At 65.1% G+C, this 17,264-nt stretch carries 13 protein-coding genes, 1 pseudogene and 1 riboswitch; of the genes and pseudogenes, 7 read left to right on the top strand and 7 right to left on the bottom strand.

Going from position 1 to position 17,264, the window contains the following annotated elements; translation table 11 throughout:
* Positions 1-360 precede the first annotated feature (360 nt).
* Complete coding sequence (locus E3T31_RS07955) at positions 361-1,179, top strand: SDR family oxidoreductase (protein WP_198416994.1); 819 nt, start codon at positions 361-363, stop codon at positions 1,177-1,179.
* A 234-nt stretch (positions 1,180-1,413) separates the two neighbouring features.
* On the opposite strand, the gene E3T31_RS07945 is transcribed toward E3T31_RS07955, so the two are convergent.
* The 3 genes from E3T31_RS07945 to hxlB all read right to left on the bottom strand — a co-directional run bounded on the left by E3T31_RS07945 (position 1,414) and on the right by hxlB (position 4,528).
* Positions 1,414-2,844 (bottom strand): FAD-binding oxidoreductase, encoded by a 1,431-nt coding sequence (locus E3T31_RS07945; protein ID WP_134468243.1) that lies wholly within the window; start codon positions 2,842-2,844, stop codon positions 1,414-1,416.
* A 417-nt stretch (positions 2,845-3,261) separates the two neighbouring features.
* Positions 3,262-3,885 (bottom strand): 3-hexulose-6-phosphate synthase, encoded by a 624-nt coding sequence (hxlA, locus tag E3T31_RS07940; RefSeq protein WP_134468242.1) that lies wholly within the window; start codon positions 3,883-3,885, stop codon positions 3,262-3,264.
* Positions 3,886-3,943: 58 nt separating this feature from the next.
* Entirely contained in the window at positions 3,944-4,528 is a 585-nt protein-coding gene (gene hxlB / locus E3T31_RS07935) for a 6-phospho-3-hexuloisomerase (protein WP_134468241.1), read from the bottom strand.
* A gap of 114 nt (positions 4,529-4,642) precedes the next feature.
* Here hxlB and E3T31_RS07930 point away from each other — a divergent pair, with 114 nt between their 5' ends.
* The gene (locus E3T31_RS07930; RefSeq protein ID WP_134468240.1) at positions 4,643-5,611 is read left to right on the top strand and encodes a response regulator transcription factor family protein; all 969 of its coding nucleotides are present in this window, start codon (positions 4,643-4,645) and stop codon (positions 5,609-5,611) included.
* 165 nt (positions 5,612-5,776) lie between these two features.
* Positions 5,777-5,884: riboswitch (TPP riboswitch) on the top strand.
* Between the two features lie 18 nt (positions 5,885-5,902).
* Positions 5,903-7,534 carry a phosphomethylpyrimidine synthase ThiC gene (thiC, locus tag E3T31_RS07925; protein WP_304993881.1) on the top strand — a complete coding sequence of 544 codons (1,632 nt, stop codon included), beginning with the start codon at positions 5,903-5,905 and terminating at the stop codon, positions 7,532-7,534.
* Positions 7,535-7,654: 120 nt separating this feature from the next.
* Here thiC and E3T31_RS07920 read toward each other — a convergent pair.
* Positions 7,655-7,834, bottom strand: a pseudogene (locus E3T31_RS07920) (family 1 glycosylhydrolase); the annotation flags it as partial.
* An 84-nt stretch (positions 7,835-7,918) separates the two neighbouring features.
* Here E3T31_RS07920 and E3T31_RS07915 point away from each other — a divergent pair.
* The 4 genes from E3T31_RS07915 (at position 7,919) to E3T31_RS07900 (ending at position 11,761) form a co-directional block, all read left to right on the top strand.
* Complete coding sequence (locus tag E3T31_RS07915) at positions 7,919-8,500, top strand: hypothetical protein (RefSeq protein ID WP_134468238.1); 582 nt, start codon at positions 7,919-7,921, stop codon at positions 8,498-8,500.
* Positions 8,501-8,601: 101 nt separating this feature from the next.
* The gene (locus E3T31_RS07910) at positions 8,602-9,585 is read left to right on the top strand and encodes a BTAD domain-containing putative transcriptional regulator (protein ID WP_134468237.1); all 984 of its coding nucleotides are present in this window, start codon (positions 8,602-8,604) and stop codon (positions 9,583-9,585) included.
* A gap of 123 nt (positions 9,586-9,708) precedes the next feature.
* On the top strand, positions 9,709-10,422 hold the full coding sequence (locus E3T31_RS07905) for a response regulator transcription factor (protein ID WP_134443231.1): 714 nt from the start codon (positions 9,709-9,711) through the stop codon (positions 10,420-10,422).
* Positions 10,415-11,761, top strand: coding sequence for a sensor histidine kinase (locus E3T31_RS07900; protein ID WP_134468236.1), 1,347 nt, complete (start codon positions 10,415-10,417; stop codon positions 11,759-11,761). The genes E3T31_RS07905 and E3T31_RS07900 overlap by 8 nt, the downstream gene beginning before the upstream one ends.
* Here E3T31_RS07900 and E3T31_RS07895 read toward each other — a convergent pair.
* The 3 genes from E3T31_RS07895 to E3T31_RS17710 all read right to left on the bottom strand — a co-directional run bounded on the left by E3T31_RS07895 (position 11,718) and on the right by E3T31_RS17710 (position 17,148).
* Entirely contained in the window at positions 11,718-12,521 is an 804-nt protein-coding gene (locus tag E3T31_RS07895) for a hypothetical protein (RefSeq protein ID WP_134468235.1), read from the bottom strand. The genes E3T31_RS07900 and E3T31_RS07895 overlap by 44 nt on opposite strands.
* 146 nt (positions 12,522-12,667) lie before the next feature.
* The gene (locus E3T31_RS07890; protein WP_241977748.1) at positions 12,668-14,296 is read right to left on the bottom strand and encodes a multicopper oxidase family protein; all 1,629 of its coding nucleotides are present in this window, start codon (positions 14,294-14,296) and stop codon (positions 12,668-12,670) included.
* Positions 14,297-14,463: 167 nt separating this feature from the next.
* Positions 14,464-17,148: an Ig-like domain-containing protein gene (locus E3T31_RS17710; protein WP_166788426.1), complete on the bottom strand. Its 2,685-nt coding sequence runs from the start codon at positions 17,146-17,148 to the stop codon at positions 14,464-14,466.
* Positions 17,149-17,264 lie beyond the last annotated feature (116 nt).

The raw sequence follows: 17,264 nt of genomic DNA, 5'->3' as shown, positions 1-17,264 counted from the left end.
CACGGGTCGCAATGTTCCCTGTGGAGATCGACGCCGTCCGTACGTTGGGCACTTCGGGCAAGACGATTGCCTCCGCTGTCGAGACCCAGGCGATGAGCCGCGCCAGCTTGTATCCGCGCACTCGCCGAAACCAAGAATGCGCCGCGGAGAGACAATGATGAAGAGACGGAGCTGAGTCATCGCTCGCGCCTGCTGAGGGCTTGCTATCGGTTGCCGCGGTGACGTATGGGCAAGAAGTCGCTGGACGGTGCAGGAGAAATAAAACATGGTGGTGTCCGGTTGTCATGCACGCACGTATGAGGGTGGTCGGGAAGTACGGCCGCTGTCATCCAGCCAGAATCAACGGAAAGAAGTCAGCTCATGGGCATAAACAATCTGGATCTCACCAATCGGCGCGGAATCATCACGGGCGCAGGGCAGGGCATCGGTCGGGCACTCGCGCTCGAATTCGGTCGCCGTGGTGGCCACCTGCTGCTGGTTGGCCGACAGCTGGCGACGCTCACAGAAACCGCACGCCTCGTGGCCGCCGAGGGCGGAACGACCGAGATCCTGGTCGAAGACCTGACTCAGCCTGGCGCCGTGGAGAGAATCGCGCAGACGGTTGCGTCCTGGAGCGTCGTTGACCTCCTCGTCAACAACGCCGGCAATGTGCGCGCGGGCAGGCTTGAATTGTCCAGTGATGCGGATGTTCACTCGATGATCGATCTGAATCTGACCGCCCCGATCTTGCTGACCAAGACCCTGCTGCCTGCGCTTTTGCAGAGCGGGAAGGGACGCGGCAGTATCCTCGTGAACATTTCCAGCGGGATTGCGCTCGTGGCGATGCCGTTCTATTCGGTCTATGCGGCGACGAAGTCGGGCATTGCGCAGTTCAGCGAGGCGCTTCGCCGCGAGTTGATCGGAACGGGCGTGCATGTTGCGACCGTCTATCCCGGTGCGACCGACACGGCCATGATGGCGTCACAGAACGCCGGCGCCGAACTCGGATGGGGACGCCGCAGTCTGGGTGACGTCATCACCGACATGATTGCTGCGCTGGAGGCTGGCGAGCACGACATCAACACCGCACCGGACGAGATGCAGCAACTCAACTTCACCGACCCGATGGCGGTGGATGCAGCGGTCGCGCCCGGCCTTGAGGCCCTTGAACTAGCGGTACGGGACCACCGCAGCATCTAGTACTGCAGAACTGCGTAGTACCCCACCGCGGTTCCCGCCGTCGTCCAGAACGTCGTCGAGCGGCCCCGACGGCGTGACCGCAGCTACGACGCCATCGGCGCGCAGGCCAATGGCATCCCGACGATTCTGGTGGAATGGGGCTTCGGCTCCCCCGCCGAGGCTCGAGGCGGCGACCGCGGTCGTGCACTCGACCGACCAGCTTCGCAAGCTGCTGCTCGGCTAAATCCCTAGCGGCTAGGAGTCGAAGCCGAGCCCGAGCGCGTCGAGGGTCTTGAGCAGGGCGTTGCGCTTTCCGCGGTTGTGGTCGGCACGGTTCAGCGCCCAGCGCGTCGCCTGAATTCCAGCGGATGCGATCGGCTCCGGTGGGAACGAAAGCGGACGCCCCCGCACCATGGCCAGTTCAGTGCGGTCCGTGGTGCGATCGGCGAGCTGGTCGAGCATGACCTGCGCCGCGAAGTGCGTGGCACCAACACCGAGTCCGGTGAAGCCGGCCGCATAGCTGATGCGCCCGCCGCGTGCTTGGCCGAAGAAGGCGCAGAACTGCGTGGACGTGTCGATGGCGCCGGCCCATTTGTGGCTGAACCGCATCCCGGCCAGCTGCGGAAACGTGGTGAAAAAGTGGCGGCTCAGCTTCTCGAATGTCTCCGGCCGGTTCTCGTAACCGGTGCGCACTTTGCGGCCGTAGTGATACACAGCGTCGTAACCGCCAAACAGAATGCGGTTGTCGGCGCTCAGCCGGTAGTAGTGAAACTGGTTGGCGAGGTCGCTTAGGCCCTGCCGATTCTGCCAGCCGATCGCGGCGAGCTGGCTCGCATCGAGCGGTTCGGTCATTAGCACGTAGTCGTAGACCGGAACGGTCGCGAGTTTGTTGCGTTTGAGCAGCGAGGGAAAAACATTGGTGGCGAGCGCGACCTTCTGGGCGGTCACGGTGCCGCCCGCGGTCACTACCCGGGCGCCCTGGGCCGGCCGATGTCGGGCCGTGTCCACGCTCTGCACGAGCGAGTGCTCGAAGATCTCCACTCCAAGGTCGGTCGCCACGCGCGCCAGTTCGGCGGCGAGCTTGCCCGGATGCACGAGGGCGGTGCTGCGCCGGTGCCAGACGCCGGCGAGGTAGGTCGGTGACGCGACCTCGGCCCGCACTGCGGACTCGTCGAGAAACACCACGTTTTCGCCGGTCGGCTCTTCGCGCAGCCACTCAATCTGATGCTCTTCGATGGCGAGGTCGATGGATCCGGTGCGTTCAAAATCGCAGTCGATGCCGAGGTCTGCCACCGCTCGTTCGATCTCGTCGAGGTTCTCGTTGCCCAGTTCGGTCAGTCGGTCGATCTCTTTCGGCCAGCGACTGCGCCCGTTGTCGTCACCGTGGGTCAGGCTCGCCTCGCAGAAGCCGCCATTGCGACCGGATGCCGCCCAGCCGACCGTGCGCGCCTCCAACAAAAGCACCCTCGCATCAGGGTTTTGCTGCTTGGCCAGCACCGCACTCCACAGTCCGAGGTAGCCGCCGCCAACGATCGCGAGGTTGCAGCGCAGGTCGCCGGTGAGCGCTGGATAGCCGGTACGCGGCTCGAGGTCCTCGAGCCAAAACGAGCCCAGGCGTGTTCCCGTGAGCGAGGTTTTAACAACGGATGCCGCTGGCCGGGCCCGGTCGAAAATGGTGCTGCTCATGCGTGGCTGCTGGTCATGGGTGGCGTCCTCTCGCGGCGACGATGCCGCCAACTAGTCTGGGCGCCACCAGCCTAGCCGCGCCCACCGACAGGCCGGGGCGCGGCATCCGCTCTGTTCGCGGGTTGCCCCATCCGCGTCACGCTACGCGGGGGTTGCGCCGCTACGCGGGAGGCGGCACACCCCCGCGCACTGACGCAGGTCCCGCGAAACACGTGCCCCGAGGCCCGGGCCCGGAACCTGGGCCCATGCGTGCAGGATGCCCCCGTCGACCGGGCCCGGGACGTGGGCCCATGATCCAACATGGGCCCGGTTTCCGGGCCCGGGCCCGGTCGGATTTCTCGTCACCCGGCAGGGGCATCCGCTTAACGCAAAAGTGCCGCCCCGCAGAAGCGGGACGGCACCAGAGAACGCGAGTGACTAGATAATCGCGGCGCGAAGGGCGGCAGCAGCTGCAGCCGGGTCTTTGGCGCCGTAGATTGCTCCGCCGGCAACGGCGACCGTTGCTCCGGCGCGCTGCACCGAAGCGATGGTCGACAGGTTCACGCCGCCGGCAAGGGAGAACGGAACCTTGGCGGTCTCGCCCTGGTTGAGCAGTGTGGCGAGCGAGAAGCCGGGCTCGGCCTGCTCGTCGAGTCCAGCGTGCATCTCGACGAACTGGGCACCGAGCGCGGTGACCTCGCGGGCGCGGGTGACCTTGTCGGCAACGCCGATGAGGTCAACGACGATGCCCTTGCCGTGCTTGGTCGCGGCGGCGACAGCTCCGATAATGGTGCTGTCTCCGGCCGTGCCGAGCACGGTTACGAGGTCTGCACCGGCGGCGAAGGCGATGTCGGCTTCGAGCTCGCCGGCATCCATCGTCTTGAGGTCGGCGAAGACGATCTTGTCGGGGTGCGCGTTCTTGATCGCGGTGACGGCGCGCAGGCCCTCTGCCTTGATCAGCGGGGTGCCGAGCTCGATGATGTCGACGTGCGGTGCAACCTGAGCAGCCAGCGTGAGCGCCGCTTCGGTGGTCAGTACGTCCATAGCTACCTGAAGCTTCATGGGATTCTACTTTCTATTAGTAATTAAGAGTGGAAAGTTTTTGGAAATGGTGCGCGCCCTATTCGAGGTTGGCGTGACGCGGCCAGAGCTGTTCGGCCGTGGAACCGCTCGCCTTCCAGAGCGTGTGAAACAGGGCGTCGCCGACGAACAACACCGACTGCTCGAACAGGCCGCCCGAGTACTGGGCCGACACCTGCCCAGCGTGGTCCTGCTTGGCAGCCGCGGGAATTACCACGGTCACCGCGGCGAGCCGCCCGAGCGACGACTCGGGCGCAGTGGTCAGCGCGAGAATGCTCGCCCCCACGCCGTGAGCCGTCTCGGCGGCACGCACAATGGCGCCCGTCGTTCCGGATCCGCTCGCCACCAGCAGCACGTCGCCCGACACGATCGCCGGGCTGGTCACCTCGCCCACCACGTGCACGTCGAGGCCGAGGTGCATGAGTCGCATCGCGGTCATCTTCAGTGCCAGCCCGGAGCGGCCAGCGCCGAGCACGAACACCCGGGGCGCCGCGGCGAGCAGGGTTGCCGCCTCATCCAGTACTGAAGCGGATGCCGATCGCAGCGCCTCGACGACGCGGCCGTTCTCGGCGAAAATGAGGCCGAGGGCATCCGCTGCCAGTGGGGTGGTTGTCGTTTCGGTCATGATTCAATGGTCCACTCCTTCGAGTGGGAATGCTGCCCGCCAAACGAGCGGTTTTCCTACCCAAACGGATGGCTCTGGGTGGGTTCCGAGGATGGCCCGGGTAGGCTGGGGGGCATGACTTCCGCTCCATCTAACCCCGGCGTGCGCGCCACCGCCACTGAGGCCGCTGCGCGCAGCACGGCCGCCGCCCTCCGGTCTGATGCTGGTACCGGAGCAGCCGAACCGGCCGCGTCATCCGCCACGACCGCAAAACGCCCGACGCTCCCCGCAAACTCCCCGGTTCAAACAGCGCGCAGCGCAGCCGCCGAACGCTCCAAACTCATCGCCGACCTCACCGACGCACACGCCACCACGCTGGAATCCCTGCTCGCCGTGCTGCGCTCCGGCAGCACGAGTGACACCGCCGCCCGACAGAAGGCCACCGAACTCGCCGCCGCCGCGATGGTCGCCCTGCGCGCGGTGAGCGACCTCGATCGCAGTCTCACCGAGGAACCCGTCGCCCGCGCCTTCGAACGCCTCAGGAACGACCTGCGCCCGCTCGTGCGCTTCGGCGACCTCGACGTGCAGTTCATCGAGCCCCCGGTGAACGGTCGGGCATTGCCCGGCGAGGTCGCCCACGAAGCCCGCGCCATCGTGCGCGGCGCCGTACTCGCCCTCGTCGAACAGGCCGGGGTCGCGCGGGTGCGCGTGCAGTGGGACTGCGACGGAAGTAACCTGCTCATCCGCATTCGGGACGACGGTCCGGGCAACCTCGATGCCGAGGTTCCGAGCGTGCGCCAGCTCGCCGCCCGCGTCGTCGCCCTCAGCGGCACCCTCAACGTCGAGGCCACCGCCGGCTGGGGCTCCGAGATGGCCGTGTCGCTGCCGCTCGACGCGCCCACGGCATCCGTCACCGCCGCTGCGGCCTGGGGCCTCAGCCCACGCGAACGCGACGTGCTCGAACTCGTCGCCTCTGGGGCGCGCAATAAGGCCATCGCACAGGCCCTGACCATCAGCGAGAACACAGTGAAGTTTCACGTGGCCAACCTGCTGCGCAAGGTCGGCGCCTCGACCCGCGCCGAGCTGGCCGCCCTCGCTCGCTAAGCGGATGCCCAGCGCCAGCTATGCCTGGCCCGCCGCAGACTCGGGCGCCAGCTCCCGGTCATCGCGCCAGCGATGCGTGGCGCGATGGCCCCCACCGGGCGCGGTGACCGCGACCCCGGTAGGACCCGAGCGCGCAACCAGCGCTAGGGTGAAGGAGTCAGAAGACACACCAACCACGGGAGCGCGCACCAGCGAGCTGAGAGGACGGCCAGGGCCGTCGACCGTTGAACCTGTCCGGGTAATGCCGGCGTAGGAAGTTCGAAACCAATGCGCACAATTGACGAAACAACCATGTCAAAAACGGTCACGACCGGCCCGATCCAGGGCAGCAGCAAACGCTACGAACCGGTAGAGGACTGGCCCGGGCTCGAAATTCCCGTTCGCCGGGTGAACCTCAGCAACGGCGAACACTTCGACCTGTACGACACGTCCGGCCCGTACACCGACGAGACGGCCAGTATCGATCTCGAGAAGGGGCTGCCGCAGACCAGAGCCGGGTGGGAGCATCCGCTGCCCATCGACGGCGCTGCCACCCAGCTGGTCTGGGCCCGGGCCGGCATTGTCACGCCGGAGATGGCCTACATCGCCGCGCGCGAGGGCGTCTCGGTCGAGCTCGTCCGCGACGAGGTGGCGCGCGGCCGGGCCGTCATTCCGGCCAACCACAAGCATCCGGAGAGCGAGCCGATGATCATCGGCAAGGCCTTCACCGTGAAGATCAACGCGAACATCGGCAACTCGGCGGTGACCTCGTCGATCGCCGAAGAGGTCGAGAAGATGGTCTGGGCGGCCCGCTGGGGCGCCGACACCCTGATGGATCTCTCCACCGGCAAGGACATTCACCTCACTCGGGAGTGGATCATGCGCAACTCGCCCATTCCGGTGGGCACCGTTCCGCTCTACCAGGCCGTCGAAAAGGTCAACGGCGACCCGTCGCTGCTCACCTGGGAGATCTACCGCGACACCGTGATCGAGCAGTGCGAGCAGGGCGTCGACTACATGACCGTGCACGCCGGCGTGCTGCTGCGCTACGTGCCGCTGACCGCCAACCGGGTGACCGGCATCGTCTCGCGCGGCGGCTCGATCATGGCCGCCTGGTGCCTCGCCCACCACCAGGAGAGCTTTCTCTACACCCACTTCGTGGAGCTGTGCGAAATTCTGCGCCGCTACGACGTGACCTTCTCGCTCGGCGACGGCCTGCGCCCCGGCTCGATCGCCGACGCCAACGACGAGGCCCAGTTCGCCGAGCTGCGCACCCTCGGTGAGCTCACGAAGGTCGCGAAGTCGCACGGCGTGCAGGTGATGATCGAGGGGCCGGGTCACGTTCCGATGCACAAGATCGTTGAAAATGTGCGCCTTGAGGAGGAACTCTGCGAGGAGGCCCCGTTCTACACGCTCGGCCCGCTCGCCACCGATATCGCGCCGGCCTACGACCACATCACGAGCGCGATCGGCGCGGCCATCATCGCCCAGGCCGGCACCGCCATGCTCTGCTACGTCACGCCCAAGGAACACCTCGGCCTCCCCAACCGCGACGACGTGAAAACCGGCGTGATCACGTACAAGATCGCCGCCCACTCCGCCGACCTGGCCAAACACCATCCGCGCGCCCAGGAACGCGACGACGCCCTCAGTCGGGCCCGGTTCGAGTTTCGTTGGACCGACCAGTTCGCGCTCTCGCTCGACCCGGACACCGCGCAGAGCTTTCACGACGAGACACTGCCGGCCGGCCCAGCCAAGGCCGCCCACTTTTGTTCCATGTGCGGGCCCAAGTTCTGTTCCATGCGCATTTCAGCGGATGTTCGGGTGTACGCCGAAGAAAACGGCCTCACCAGTCTCGAGGCCATCGAGGCGGGAATGGCCGAGAAGTCGGCCGAGTTCACCCGTCTGGGCAGCTCGGTCTACCTGCCGCTTCGGGTGCTCTGATGACGGTCATTTTCGACAAGCGGATGCCCACCGACACTCCCACGGTCGCCGCTTCCGGGGTCGCCGGGCCCGGATCGCTGGCGCCGCGAGCAGTTGTGAACGACCGGTCGCGAAGAGCCGCTACTCCAGCCCGTTCGCCCGCGCGACCCCGCCCAGCCAGGCCAGGCTCGGCTTCGGCGTGCGAACGAACGTCTCGCGGTCGACCTCGATGAGCCCGAATGTCGGCCGGAATCCGCTCGCGCACTCGTAGTTGTCGAGGGCGCTCCAGTGCTCGTAGCCGAGCACCTCGATGCCGTCCTCGACGGGCGCGCCCACGCCAGCCCATCCGCGACAAACCAGACCGGAGCAGGGTTTTCCCATGGTCCCGCGGCCAGAATGCCGCACATGACTCCCGCGAATGTAACGCTGCGTCTGGTGCGTCCCGACGACGGGGAGAAGCATTCGGGCACCACACGGCACAGGCGTCCCCCGCCTCGAACCCTGTTCCAACGCCGCCGCAAAATTCTGATCCCATTGGCCATCGCCTGGCTCGTGATGGCCGCACTGGCTGGCGTGCTGCTGCTCACCGGTACGAAGCCGAGCACCCCGTTCGGCGACACGGCCACCGTGCCCGGCGGACTCGCCCGCATCAGCGCGATCATCCCGCTCGAAACCGATGGCTGGGTGCCGGCGACCGCCGCCGACCTGCTCTCCAGCCCGGTGCAGCCCGGGGCCCACCGCGTGCGCATTCTGCTCGAACTGACCGAAACGGATGCCTCCGGCCTCGCCTTTCGCGCCGCCGACTACTCCCTGTCCGGACTCGGCGCGCGGTCCACCGCGCTCTGGGTCGACCCGGCAGAGCAGAGCGGAGCATCCGTTCAAGCGACCCTCGTTTTCGAAATCCCCAATCAGGTCATTGCCCTCGTCCTGGACGGGCCTCAGGGGGCCAGCCTGTCCCTCGGAACCGGGCACCATACCAACTCCTGAAATTGTCCCCGAAATTGGGGGTAGTTCCCTAGTCCACCCGCGGCTTACCCCGGGCTTGGGCAAACCGGCACCATTGTCGCATTCCAACAGTGGAGGTCTTCATGACAATGGAATCGGACACCCGAGTGCAGCCAGCCAGCGCGCCCGTCGCACACCTCAACGTTCAACTCTTCGGCAACCTGACCATTCGACGCGGCTCCATTGTTCTGCACGCCCACCAACTCGGCGGACCGAAACCACGCCAGATCCTGGAGATTCTTCTCGTACACGTTGGCCTCCCGGTGTCGAAAGACCACCTGATCGAATTGCTCTGGGGAGCAAACCCTCCGGTCGAAGCCCTGCCCACCCTGGAAAGTTATGTCAGCGTGCTGCGCAGCCACCTGCAGCCCGGTGCGGGAAAGCTCGGGCCGTTGCAGACAACGACCGGCGGCTATGTGTTGGACCGCGACCTGGTCGATGTCGACCTTGACCAGTTCGACCATCTGCTGCAACGAGCCCAGAAAACCAATCCCGAGCTGGCTTACCCCTTCTTACTTCGCGCCCTCGACCTCGCCGAAGCCCCACTGCTCTGCGATGAACTGGTCGCAGCGTGGGCATCGGAGGCACGTGACCAGCACGCGTCCCGGCTGACCGTAGCCCGCGTTCTGGCGTCCGAAACCGCCGCTGCTCTGCACCGGATCGACGATTCCGTCGATCTCGCCAACCTCGCGATTGCCGATGACCCGCTCAATGAACGAGCCTGGACGGCCCTCATCCTCGGGCTGGAGGCTGCCGGGCGCCACGCCCAGGGCCTGCAAGCCTATGACCGGTGCCGCCATGCCATGCAGAGCGAACTGGGCTGCGCACCCGGCCAGATTCTGCGCTCAGCCCAGCTGCGTCTGCTGCACGCGACGGCCGCCGAAGACGGTGACCTTGCCGACGTGCTCTCGGCCCTTCTCGTGCTGTACGAACAGCTGGGAGTGCCAGCACCCGATTCGCGCCCCCGACCGAGCACACTTCCGCGACCAGAGCCGGTCGCGGATTCCCTCCAAGAGGCCACTGATGTCATCACCTCATTCCTGCGCCGCGCCGTCGCTCGCGCCTGATTCCCGAGTCGTACCATATGGGGGACAAAAACAACAGGACTCGACAGAATCTCAGTTTCTGCAGATACTGATTTGGTCGATCGAGCTAACGCAGCTCGCGACAGGGCAGAGAGGTCGCCGCAGATGACCACGCAGATGTCCCCCCTTGAACCCAGCATTCAGGGGACGGCGCTTTACTCGCCCGCCATTGCACAGATTCGCATTCTCATCGTCGACGACCACACGACCTTTGCCGAGTTGCTCACCGGTTCCCTTAACCGCGAGCCCGACCTGTGCAGCGTTGGCTCAGCCAACAACGTCGCGAGCGGCATCGCTGCGTGTCTGGAGCTGGTCCCCGACGTTGTCGTCATGGACTACCACCTGCCCGACGGCAGCGGGCTCGTCGCGGCCGCCGCTATTCTGGCCCGCGCCCCGCAGACCCGCATCGTGATCCTCACCGGCGACCCGGCCCTCGAGGCCCTCGAACAGGCCGCGGCGATCGGCGTCTGCGCCTTCCTGCCCAAGGACGGTTCGCTCGCCACGGTGCTCGACACGCTCCGCCATGCTCGGATTGGCGGTTTCATTGTGCATCCGTCGCTCGTGGGCCTGCTCAGTGCCCGACGCCGACAGCACAACGAGGAGGTTCCGTTTCCCGAGCTGACCAAGCGCGAGCTCGCCGTGCTCCGCCTCATGGGGGAGGGTTCCGACGTGCGGGCCAACGCCAAGACCCTCGGCATCTCGGAGAACACCTGCCGGGGTTACGTCAAGTCCATCCTCGGCAAGCTCGGCGCACACTCCCAGCTCGAAGCCGTCGTGATCGCCACTCGCCTGGGTTTGGTTCCCGCCCAGCATGTCTAACTCGGCGGCGAAGCCCAGCCGCCTCGACCGAACCCGGTCGGACGAACGTTCCGAGGTGCGCTCGGCGGTGGGCCGGTTCATCACCGTCGGCGTCATCGCCATGATCATCATCGCCGTACCGGCCGCACTCTGGGTTCGCGCTGAATCCAAGAGCAACGCCCTGGACAACGCCATCCAACAGGCTCAACGCCTCGCCGACTATTCCATCGGACCGCTCATTACCGACGACCTCCTCGCTGGGTTGCCCGGATCGACCCGTCGACTGGACGACCGCCTGGCTCCCCGCATCTCCGACGGATCGATTGTGCGCATCAAGGTCTGGGACTCCGGGGGGCGAATCGTGTACTCCGACTTCCCGGCATTGGTCGGCCAGGTCTTCGACCTGCCGAGCTTTGCCCCTGAACTCCTGGCCGGCGGCAAAGGGCGTGCAAACCTCGGCGTGCAGGACGGCGCCGAGAACGCGCACGAATCCGAGGCCGGCGAATTGGTCGAGGTGCACGTGCGCACCACGGCGGCCAACGGTCGGGTAGTAATTTTGGAGGCGTACTTCAATGACGACGCCGTGCGTGACGAGCAAAACGCTCTCGTTCTCGGCCTGATCCCCACCTTTTTGCTCTCCCTCGGAGCTCTGCAACTGGCCCAGCTCATTCCGGCGATCCAGCTGGCCCGGCGCATCCAGGGTCACCAGTCAACGAAACGCCGCCTCCTGCAGCACGCGGTCGACGCCTCCGACCTGGAACGCCAGCGCATTGCCCGTGATCTGCACGACGAAGTCATTCAAGATCTGGCCGGCCTGTCCTACGCCCTCGAAGCCGAGGAAATGCATTCCACCCCCGAGAATCGGGCGCTCTTTGGCCAGGCCAAGGCCATCCTGCAAAAGAACGTGCGCACCCTGCGCGCCATGACGACCGAGCTCTACCCGCCCGATCTGGCGGAACTCGGACTGCCGGCCGCCCTCACCCGGCTGGCCGCCCCGCTGCGCGAGCACGGCATCGAGGTCAAACTGCATATCTCCCCCGATTGCGATCTCGACCGGGACCGCTCGGCGATGTTCTATCGGGTGGCCCGCGAGGTGCTCACCAACACCGTGAAGCATGCCAAGGCCGGCACCGTCGAGCTGACGCTCATGCAAGATATCGATCGCACCATCCTGCTCATCCATGACAACGGCTGCGGCTTCGACATGGCCGCGGACGCACCCGAGAATCACCTGGGTCTGCGCATCATGCGCGACACCATCGAGGTCGCCGACGGCACCCTCGAGGTGCGCTCCTGGGTGGGCGGCGGCACCTCCGTCATGGCGACTCTGGATCGGGTTGTTCCCGTTCGAACGCGCTAGCCAAACGCCGGCGCCGCCGCTGGAACCGGCTCCGTAACATGATCGCTAAGGTCGCACACAGCAGCACTGTGAGTCCAACCCAATAGCCGATCCACGGGCCAGGCGAGACGGGCACCGGGGTCTCCTCGTCGACGGAGTGATCCACCATGGTCTGGGCGATGACTGCGGGAGCTGGCAACGGCTCGATCGCCATGTCCACACCAACCCCGGTCACCGACTCGGGTCGCACGGCTACCTCCGCCGGCGCCGCGCCGGCCCCGCGAGCGATTCCAACGCGCACAGACTCCACCACGGAGTCGCTGAGCAGTGGTCCGACATAGTCAACCGCGAGCAGACCAGCGCTGAAAGTCGTGCTGTAGTTGCCGATCGCGTCAGCAACTATGCCTTCCGTCGCCATCGAATCGGCCACCTTCGCCGGGTCGGCCGCCGCGATCTCGAATCGAAGATCGTGCACGAGCACATCGACCACGAAAAAGGTCGAGTCCTGGCTCGCTGACAGCGACGAGAGGGATGCTTCCGGCCCAACCAAAGCGCGCGTTTGGGCAATCGTCGTGCCGGCCGGCAGCAGCATCGTCAGCACGGGCACAGTCTGGTCGAGGAGGCCCGCTGGGAGGACGTCGGGGGGGATGTCCGACAACGTCAGGCTGGCATCCGTCGCCCGTCGCTCGAGCTCGGCACGCAGACCCGGGAGGTCGGCGTTTTCGTCGGTCTGCACCGCGAGCGCCACTCTCCGACGCACCATGAGGCCGTCAAAAGTCACATCGGGCCTGTCATTGCCGAGGTCAGCGCCGGGCTCGCGTGCAATAGTCGATTTTGGCGGCAAATCCGAAGCAACTACCCCGGCGGTACAGCCGCTCAGAATGAGCACCAACAACACCGCCGGAGCCAGTCGATTCACGTAAAACATCAGGTACCCGCCGGTAATCCCGGTTGGTAGACCGGCGGGTAGGAGCCCATCGGCGTGCTGTCAAGCACGGGAACGTCCGAGGTGATCGGATCGTTCACTCGATAATCGCCCACGGCAAACTGAATCATCATGTCGTGGTCCTCGTGCACGAGGTTGTGACAGTGGATCATGTACCGGCCACCGGAAGCCTTGCCGGTATCAAACTGCATCAGCACCGTGACAGATTCATTCTCACCGATATAAAAGACGTCCTTTGGGCCCTTCTCCCAAGCAAACGGTTTGCCGCCATTGGTATTTCGCCCGATGATCTTTCCGTCAATCAGGTGGATGTGTACCGGGTGGAACCAACCGCCCGAGGCGTTGGTAATGGTCCACTGCTCCACGTCGTAGGGCTGCGGATTGCCGAACAACTTAGTGAAGTTCGACTTCTCCACGTCGGCCCAGGTCGTGCCGTTGATCCTCCACAGGCCGTTGCCTCGCTCCACCACCATTTTCCGTTTCACCTTGGCCATGTCCGGGGTAAGGCTCATGGTCGCCAAGCCGCCCAAATCGGGATGGGTCGCACCGCCGTCATCGAGGGAAGTAGGAATGGCCGAGATCGACCCAACGTTCGAACCGGAGTCGGCTACGACCGTGAATTTCATGATCTTGCCGGTGTTGGCGAAGTCCACGTTGTTCTTGTTGCTCAAGTTGCGAAGCTCGACTGATTGCCCAGGTCGGTACTTGCGAAAATCGATCAGAATCTCGTAGCGTTCGGCCGTACCTTGTCGCCAGGATTTCACTGCTTGAACGATGGGAGTCATGCCGCCGTCGGTGGCGACGATGTAAATCGGATCACCGGTCGAGAGGGTCGGCCGGTAGGAGCGTGAAATGGAGGCGATCAGCACTCGAAACCGGTAAATGCGGGGCTTGACCTTCATCTTGGGCCACGGCACCCCGTTGACCATGATGATATCGCCCCACAACCCCTTGCGCTCGTTATCGTTGTAGCCGAGGGAGCCGTCGGCTTTGAACATGACGTCGGATATCATAAGCGGCACGTCGAATTCACCCTGCGGCAGCTGCGCCAGTTCGAACGGGTCGTGCAGGGGATAGATGCCGGCCAACCCCGAGTACACGTTCTGCGCGGTCAGGTGCATGTTGTGATCGTGGTACCACAGGGTACGCGCCGGCTGCCAGTTGGGGTACTGATAGTTTTTGACCTTGCCGACGGCGGTAAAATCGTTGGCGTACCCGTCGTACTGCGGCAGCGATGCCGAGCCGTGCAGGTGAGTGACGGTGCGAAACGCACTTGGGTGAAGCAGACCGTTGGCCGGCAGAGCGTTGCGAATACGCACCTCGCTCCGGGTTCCCTGGGTGAGCCGGATGGTAGGGCCAGGGAAGATCCCGTTATAGCCAGCGACCGTCGTGGCCAGCCCGGGAACAAACTGAGCCTGGCCGAGCTTCTGGGTGAGAGCGTAGCGGGCAAAGGGACGCGACGGATCGCCGTCATCGAAGCCCGTCTGGTACGGCGTTAATTCGGGGGGACGACGGAACACGCCAGCGTAGGGCACCGGCATATTGGCAGGTGCGAGTTGGCTTTTCGTCAGGAGTGGGGCGGTGGATACCGGCTCGTCTTCTCCGCTCATTCCGATGACGCCGAGAGCACCGAATGCACCGAGCTGTAATACTTCCCTGCGTGATGTCATGACGTCTCCTGCTGATTTTCTGGAACACACTGCTTGGTTGGGGATGTTTTGGTAACCGGCTGGCGACTCATACGAGAGTCGCCAGCCGGGTTATTCGGTTGATTGTCTTAGTTCACCGCCCCCGTCGTGTATGACCAGGTGCGGGTGACCACCGGGTTGCCAGCCAGGTCTCGCACAGCACCCGTGCCACCGGTGATGGTCACCGTGTACGTCGTGTTGGCCAGGAGTGTGGCATTCGGGTTGATCGTCAGCACGCGGGTGGCAGCGTTGAACGACAGGGTCGTAGCGATCGTCGCGCCGGGGCGGGTGACCCTCACCGAGGTTGCGGTGAATCCAGTGATGGCTTCACTGAAGGTCGCGGTCGGGCTCACCAGTCGTCCAACTGCCGTCGCGCCTGCAGCTGGGCTGTTGGTGGTGATCGTCGGAGCCGGGCCGGTGATGAACGACCAGGTACTTGTCGCCATCGTATTCCCGGCCGCGTCACGGATACCCGAGAGCGTAGCCGTGTAGGTACGGTCGGCGAGCAGGGTCACGCTCGGGTTCAGCGTCGCGACTCGCGTCGTGGCGTTGTAGCCGACCGCAGCGGCAATCACCGTCGTCCCGCGCCGCAGCACGAACGTCGTACCACTGACCCCGGTGACCGGTTCGCTGAACGTTGCCGTCAGGTTTCCGGTCTGGTTGACCGAACGCGCACCGGACGCCGGTGTACGTGCGATCACCGTCGGCAGCACGAACTCCGTGCGCGGTGTGACCGCGACCGAACGAGCGGATGCCGCTCCGATGCCGACCGAGTTGATCGCCGCAACATCGAAGGTGTACCCCGTACCGTTGGTCAGCGTTGCGATCACCGACGTGGTGACGTTCGCCACCGTCGACGTGCGGGTTACCCCGGTGGCCGCCCCGACGTAGGTGCGAATCCGGTAGCCCGTGATATCCGCGGCGTTAGCCACAGCCGCCGGAACGGACCAGTTCACAGTCACCGACGCGTTCCCGGCGACCGAGGTTCCGATCACGGGAGCCCCAGCGACCACCTGCACAACCGGGGCGGTCGGTGTGGTCGTGAACGACCAGGTGTCGGCAGTTATCAGGTTGCCCGCAACATCCGCTATACCCGACAGCGTTGCCGTGTAGGTGGTGTCGGCCAACAACGTTGCACTGGGGTTCAGGGTCGCAATCCCAGAGGTGGCGTCGTATGTGACGACGGCGGGAATGGCCGTGGCACCGTTGGCGAGCACGAAAGTGGTGTCGCTGACTCCCGTAACGGGTTCGCTGAATGTTGCCGTCAGGTCGCCGGTCGCGCTGACCGAGCTAGCGCCCGCCAGCGGTGTCCTCGCCGTCACAGTGGGGGCGACAACATCAGGTTCCGGATTGACCACATTGATTGTGTATACGGCCTGAACAGTGGCCGAAACGTTTCCGGCGGGATCGAAGGCATTGAACGTGAGCGTTGTAGAGGTGGCGACGGGTATCGCCCCGGTGTAGAGCGTGGCTGAGTCGGACAAGACACCGCCGGCAAGAACCACGTCGGAACCGCCGACGGTGTAGTAAATATCCGCTCCAGTCTCATTGGCGGTCAGCGTGACCGATTGTGCCGTATCAAATGTGCCGCCGGCCGGTGTTGCTGCGACGGTGGGCGCCGTGCTGTCGGTTACCGGGACGGCATGGACGGCCGGGAAGGTTTCTCCGACACTGCTGACCGCAACCACGTACACGTCGTAGGTTTCGCCGACGGCCAGTCCGGTGATGGTGGTGCCGGTCGAACCCTGGCCGGTGATGCGCTTGCCAATTTCAACCTGCTCGTTGTTGGTGATGGTTTGCGCCACGGCGACGGCCCGGTACCCGGTAACGGCCGCTGTTCCGGGGATCACCTGCGCGGGGGTCCAGGTGAGTGCGATCCCGTTGCCTGCCTTGGTGGCTGCGACGTTCGTCGGTCCGGGAGGTCCCGACGCGAGCGGGCCGTTGGGGCAACCGCCCATGCCGGGGCCGCCCAGTTCACCGAACTCGGCGATGGTCAGACCCTGGCGGTTAGCATCGAGGTCTTCGGCCTGCCACCCCATGGCTCGCTCGCCGCCCGCATCGGCCGCGAGCTGCGCCGCGTCCAACTGGTCGAAAACATATGTGGCGGTGAAGGTATTCGGCCCATTCAGATCAAATTCGAGACTGGAGCGGTAGCCACCTTTGGGAGCGGGGGCCAGTGGGCCCGGTACGGCACGCACATCGCGACGCTGCACGGTTGTTGGTACCAATGCCGGCTCGATGATTCGTTGTTCGACTTGTGCCCGGTTGACCGTCGCGCCGATATGGCCGGTAACCGTGACGGTGGTGCCGCTGCGCACAGCGCGGCCGGTCACAAACAGGTCTTGGACCAGCGTGTCTCCGGCAACGGTGGCACCAAATTTAACGGATACGGTGTCCGCCGGGAGGATATCGGGAGTCACCTGCAGGCCGGTTCCGGAGCCCCAGCATACGCCCCCGGGATGGTTGATCTCAAAGGCGACGTCGCCGGCCTGGACAACAGCCTGCGCAGAACCAATCACGCCAACCCCGGCGCGGCTGACTTCAACGGTCGCCGTCTCACCGACATGGGTTTGGTAGCCCTCGAGCACGACGAAGTCTCGGTTAGGGAAGACCACTATATTGTCGGGAAAGGCCGGAACGGCCGCCTGCGCCGCCGGGATGGCGAGAACGAAACTGCAGCACAGCACTGCGACAGCGAGCCCCGCTAGTGCGCTCTGGCGCCGACCCGGCGACCGGGATTCGGCCCGGTTCAACCCGTTTGACAATTTTTTCATGATTCGCCTTCCATTCCATAAATTGAAGAACTATTCACGCGTGCACGAACCATGTCAGCCGGAGCTTGAAAAAATGCTGCAGTCGGCATCAGAGCGGCGCGGACCGGCCGACGACT

This window comes from Cryobacterium sp. TMS1-13-1 (assembly GCF_004403125.1).
GTDB lineage: Bacteria > Actinomycetota > Actinomycetes > Actinomycetales > Microbacteriaceae > Cryobacterium > Cryobacterium levicorallinum.
The sequence above is the reverse complement of the archived record's forward strand: the minus strand, read 5'-3'. Positions and strand labels throughout refer to the sequence as shown.